At 38.7% G+C, this 5508-nt stretch carries 4 protein-coding genes; all 4 read left to right on the top strand.

All coding sequences use genetic code 11. The annotated features are described in order from the left end of the window. Positions 1–366: 366 nt before the first annotated feature. Positions 367–1701, top strand: a complete 1335-nt coding sequence (locus AC1DG9_RS22535; protein WP_337716309.1) for an alpha-L-fucosidase — start codon at positions 367–369, stop codon at positions 1699–1701. Positions 1702–1709: 8 nt separating this feature from the next. Next, a complete protein-coding gene (locus AC1DG9_RS22530) occupies positions 1710–2894 on the top strand; it encodes an SGNH/GDSL hydrolase family protein (RefSeq protein WP_337716307.1) in 1185 nt (394 codons plus the stop codon). Positions 2895–2905: 11 nt separating this feature from the next. Next, entirely contained in the window at positions 2906–4954 is a 2049-nt protein-coding gene (locus tag AC1DG9_RS22525; RefSeq protein ID WP_337716305.1) for an alpha-amylase family protein, read from the top strand. A 58-nt stretch (positions 4955–5012) separates the two neighbouring features. Continuing rightward, positions 5013–5508 (top strand): carboxypeptidase-like regulatory domain-containing protein (locus AC1DG9_RS22520; RefSeq protein WP_477635275.1); only part of this gene is annotated, 496 nt, incomplete at its 3' end.

The raw sequence follows: 5508 nt of genomic DNA, 5'->3' as shown, positions 1-5508 counted from the left end.
AGATAGTGCCGAGGGTACGCTTTCAGTAGTAGATGCTTTAAGATCGTTTTCTATAAGGTCGTTAGTTGCCACCAAGCTAAATGAAAACAACAAGCATTTGATAAATGCAATTGTTGATAGCAACAGCTCTAACTTTTTAAGTACAAAGTACTTATTTTAGGGAAGGGTGTGGGTGTACTGTATGCACATCGTCATCTCGACGATAGAAGAGATCTCTTGGTTATGCTCATTCAAGAATTCTTTTATCGTCGAGATAACGGAATGGTCCAATAACGAAGTGTGCTAAAATTGCTTAATGAATTGACATAATAATAGAATTATTAATATCCAATATCCTTTTCTTTGCTATAACCAAATTACTAATGTATGAAAAAGTTAAATTTGCTTATTATCGGATTGGTTATGTCATTTTCGGTATTTGCACAAAAAGATTATTTAAAAGAGTCTGAAGCAGCTAAAACCCAACGTATGCAATGGTGGCAGGATGCTACTTTCGGTATGTTTATCCATTGGGGCTTATATGCAGTTCCGGCCGGAGAATATAATGGTAAAAGCGGAGGAGCAGAGTGGATTATGGAAACACATAACATTCCAACTGCCGAATATGAAAAATATGCTGCTCAATTTGATCCACAGAAGTTTGATGCTAAAAAATGGGTAGAGATTGCTAAATCGGCAGGGGCTAAATACATCGTTATCACTTCTAAACACCATGATGGTTTTAGCCTTTGGGACAGTAAAGTGACCAAATATGATATCATAGATGCTACTCCCTTTAAAAGAGATATTTTAAAAGAACTTTCTGATGCATGTAAAGCTGCCGGAATTAAGTTCGGGTTGTATCATTCTATTATGGACTGGCATCAGCCAGATGCTAATCCTAAGCAAAAGCCTGATGTAAAACCAGATTTCAACAAATACAGAGAAGAGTATTTAAAGCCTCAACTGGCTGAATTGATCAAGAAATACGATCCAACCATTTTATGGTTTGATGGAGAGTGGATTCCTGAATGGACAGAAGAGCAGGGAAAAGACCTTTATAACTATCTGCGTAATCTTAAACCTTCTTTAATTATAAACAACCGCATCGGTAAAGCGCGCGGAGGTATGGAAGGTATGAATAAGTACCAGGATGCTGCCGGTGATTTTGGAACTCCAGAACAAGAGATTTTAAAAACCAATTCTCAGGACTACTGGGAAAGCTGCATGACAATTAACAACAACTGGGGCTTTGCCAAGTACGATCAAAATTGGAAATCGGCACAGGCGTTAATTGATAATCTTGTTGATGTAGCTGCTAAGGGCGGAAATTACTTATTAAATGTTGGCCCAAGTGCCGAAGGTGAAATTCCTGCACCAAGTGTAGAGCGTTTGGGAGAAATGGGCAAGTGGTTGGATATTAACAAGCAAGCCATATACGCCACTAAAGGTATAGAAAATTATAAACAAGGCGACAATATCAGATTTACGCAAAGTAAGGATGGAAAAAGCACTTATGTGATCTTTAACAAGGCCGAAAATAATGAACTGGTTTTAACAGCGGTTCAGCCAAAAGAAGGTTCAAAAGTTTATATGCTGGGGGTAAATAAACCTCTGGAATGGACTAAAAACAACGATTCTGTGGTTGTGAAACTACCAACTGAATTACCTGGTAAATATGCATGGACTTTAAAAATTCAAAGTTCATCTAATTCTAAATAGATTTTTAAATGAGAAAGTTTGTACTGTGTTTTTTAGTGGGTTTAGTTTGTAGTGCTTCAGTTATTGCACAGGTTAAAACCTTACCATTTAGCAAGTATATTACAGAAAGAAAGGGCCTCCAGAATGCTTACAATGCTATTTCTATACAGAAAAATGCCACTGTAGCTTTTCTGGGCGGTTCAATAACTTATAATAGTGGCTGGCGAGATAAGGTATGCGCTTATTTAAAAGAGCGTTTTCCGGCTACAAAATTTCATTTTATTGCGGCTGGCATCCCTTCGTTGGGAAGCTTGCCGCATACCTTCAGATTAAGCAGGGATGTGCTGGATTCGGGTAAAGTAGATCTTCTATTTCTGGAGGCGGCAGTGAACGATCAGGTTAACGGAACGGATAGTGTTACTCAGGTTCAGTCACTTGAAGGTATTGTTAGGCATGCCAAAACCAATAATCCGTTAATGGATATTGTGATGATGTCGTTTGCCGATCCTGATAAGACAAAACTGTACGATTCGGGTATTGTGCCTACCTCGGTAGCCAACCATGAGCTGGTTGCAGATCATTATCAATTGCCTTCTATTAACCTGGCTAAGGCTATACGAGATAAGCTGGCAAACAATGAGTTTAGCTGGGAAAAGGATTTTAAAGATTTGCATCCATCGCCATTTGGTCAGGAATTGTATTTTGAGGCCATAAAAGATCTGTTGTCATCCAGCCTAAGTAAAGCTAAGCAGCAAAAGGCTACAAAATTGCCTGCTTTATTAAATAAAGGAAGTTTTACCCGCGGAAGGTATCTTAGCATAGAAACTGCCGAAAATAAAAACGGCTGGGAACTGGTAAAGAGCTGGACACCAGAAGATGGCTTGGGTACCCGCCCGGGTTTTGTAAAGGTGCCTATGCTGGTTAGTACCGTTGCAGGGTCATCTTTTACATTAAAATTTAAAGGTAATGCAGTTGGAATGGCCATAGTATCAGGCTCCGATGCCGGTATTGTTAGCTATTCAATTGATAATGGTGCCGAAAAACAACTTGATTTGTTTACACAATGGAGCAAATCTTTACATTTGCCCTGGTATGTTTTATTTGGGAGCAATTTAGCCGATACTGATCACGTATTAAAAGTTACTATCAGCGCAGAAAAGAACCAAAATAGTAAAGGAACTGCCTGTAGAATAGTAAACTTTTTAATCAATTAACATCCCCCATCATGCTCAAACGCATCTTTATTTTCTCTCTTGTATTGCTTGTGTCATCTGTTAAAGGTTTCTCTTTTGATAGAAAAGGTAATGATCCTCAGGTTGTTAATATTCCTTACGGAGCGGAATCTGAAGTTGTATATAACCTAAGTTCAGGTACTTATGAAGTATTTGCAAACAAGAAAAAAATAATAGCTGATGCGTACGCCATTGTTAAAAACAAGGAACAATCTATAAGCAGTAAGGATTATGAGCTGATTAAGTACTCGGAAACGGCTGTTAAAGACAAGTTCGGAGTTGGCAAAAAATACACCATAATTTTGACTAAAAGCGGTTTGCCACAGATGGAACAGGTGTTTTATGTTTATCCGGGTCACGATTACTTTTTTACTGAAGTTTCTTTAAAAGGCAGTAATGTTAAGAGTAATTATATGGCTCCGTTGATCTCTAACAGCGCAAGTATTCAGGCCAAAGGCGATAACCGAACGCTTTTTGTTCCTTTTGATAACGATACTTTTATCCGTTATAACGCAAAATCTATGGGTGCTGCTGTAGTAGAAAACACGAGTGCAGAAGTGGGCGCGGTGTATGAAAACCATAGCAGGAAAGGCTTAATAGTAGGCTCTGTAGAGCACTTGATTTGGAAAACAGGGGTGCTTACCAAAGGCGTTGGCGATGACCTATCTGAGCTGCGCATTTGGGGTGGATATACAGACGAGAAAGTGACCAGGGATAAAACAATCCATGGTTCTATTTCTGGCTCAGTGGTGAAGTCGCCAAAGGTATTTGTTGGTTATTTTGCTGATTGGAGAATCGGATTGGAAGCTTACGGCAAGGCAAACAGAATTGCAGAGCCTCCTTTTGTTTTTAACTGGACAAAGCCGGTTCCTTTTGGATGGAACAGCTGGGGCGTTATTCAGGAAAAATTGACCTATGAAAAGGCAGTAAAGAACGTTGATTTTTTTGCAAATGAGCTTCCAAAGTTTAGAAATGATGAAACTGCTTATATAGATCTTGATTCATTTTGGGACAATTTTACCGGCGGTATGCGTGGCGATTATAGCAAACTGAAAGAATTTGCTGATTACTGCAAGCAAAAAGGTTTACAGCCGGGTGTGTATTGGGCTCCGTTTACCGACTGGGGTTTTAAATCTGGCGGCGATAGGGAAGCTGAGGGCAGTAAGTATAAATTCAGTGAGATGTGGACTAAAGTTGGTGGCAATTATCATGATTTTGATGGTGCCAGAGCACTTGATCCTACACATCCGGGAACCAAGAAAAGAGTTGATTATATTATTGATAAGTTAAAGGCTTGTGGTTTTAAAATGATCAAGATTGACTTTTTAGGCCATGCTGCTGCTGAGTCGGATGTTTTTTATGATAAGTCTGTTACCACAGGGATGCAGGCTTATAAAGCGGGTATGGAGTATCTTATCGATAGGATGGATGGGCAAATGCTTGTTTATGCTGCTATATCTCCCAACTTGGCTACAGGAAGATATGCCCACATTAAAAGGATTGCTTGTGATGCCTGGAAGACGATTAAGGATACTGAGTATACCTTAAATAGTGTTAATTACGGATGGTGGCAAACTTATGTTTACAATTTTGTAGATGCTGATCATATTGTATTTGCCGATGAGAAAGAGGGTGTGAACAGAGCAAGGTTAACATCGGGCTTAATTAGTGGAACATTGATACTGGGCGATGATTTTTCTTCTGCAGGGGTATGGAATGAAACGGCTAAGAAATTGTTGCAGAATGAGGATTTATTGGCCATACCAAGATCAGGAGTTGCTTTTATGCCTGTAAATGGAAATACGGGTGAGCAATCTAACGAGTTGTTTGTTAGAAAGATAGGCAATAGCTTATATCTGGCAATTTTAAACTTTGATGGTAAAAAGAAGGTTTTTACGGTTCCATTGGATAGATTAGGTAGTAAAAAGTCATCTTACAAGGCAAAAGAACTTTTCTCTGGTAAAGGTTTTGCAATTAATAAAACGCTTAAGTACGAGCTAAACGGGGCTGATGCTACAATTATCAAAATAGAATTACAATAGTTTAATAATTGATGTAAAGCACTATATTTAGCCTGAATACGTATAATAAGTAAGTAATTTGAACGCTCAGAGAATTATCCTTTTACTTGTATTTATTTGTACGCTCTCCAGCCAAGAATTAACAGCGCAAATAAAACGTACAATTAAAGGTAGTGTAAAAGACAGTACCAACCAGGGAATACCCGGATCCTACATTAGGGTAATTACAGGCAAAGATACGTTGACTGTAATTGCCGATAAGGAGGGGGATTTTTCTATTTCCAATATTTCAACTCAGAGTTCAGACCTGTTGGTCCGCAGTATTGGTTACAAGCCATATGCTTCAATCGTTACCTTTCTTGACAAACAAAAACAGGTTGACCTTGGCAATATTATACTCAAAACAGAGTCTAATATGCTTGATGAGGTGGTGATTAAGGGCAAAATCACTCCCATAAGGGTAATGAAAGATACCATTGAATACAATACAGAAGCGTTTGTGATAAGAGAAGGCGATTATGTAGAGGATCTGTTAAAGCAGTTCCCTGGTATGGTGGTAAAGGACGATGGAAAGG

It is taken from the genome of Pedobacter sp. 05L430, assembly GCF_056397585.1.
Note: the sequence above shows the minus strand (reverse complement) of the source record. Positions and strands in the feature narration are given on the sequence as shown.

Excerpts from the sequence above, each read along its gene's own strand:
- AC1DG9_RS22535 (WP_337716309.1), top strand. The coding sequence starts at position 367 with ATGAAAAAGTTAAATTTGCTTATTATCGGATTGGTTATGTCATTTTCG.
- AC1DG9_RS22525 (WP_337716305.1), top strand. The coding sequence starts at position 2,906 with ATGCTCAAACGCATCTTTATTTTCTCTCTTGTATTGCTTGTGTCATCT.
- AC1DG9_RS22530 (WP_337716307.1), top strand. The coding sequence starts at position 1,710 with ATGAGAAAGTTTGTACTGTGTTTTTTAGTGGGTTTAGTTTGTAGTGCT.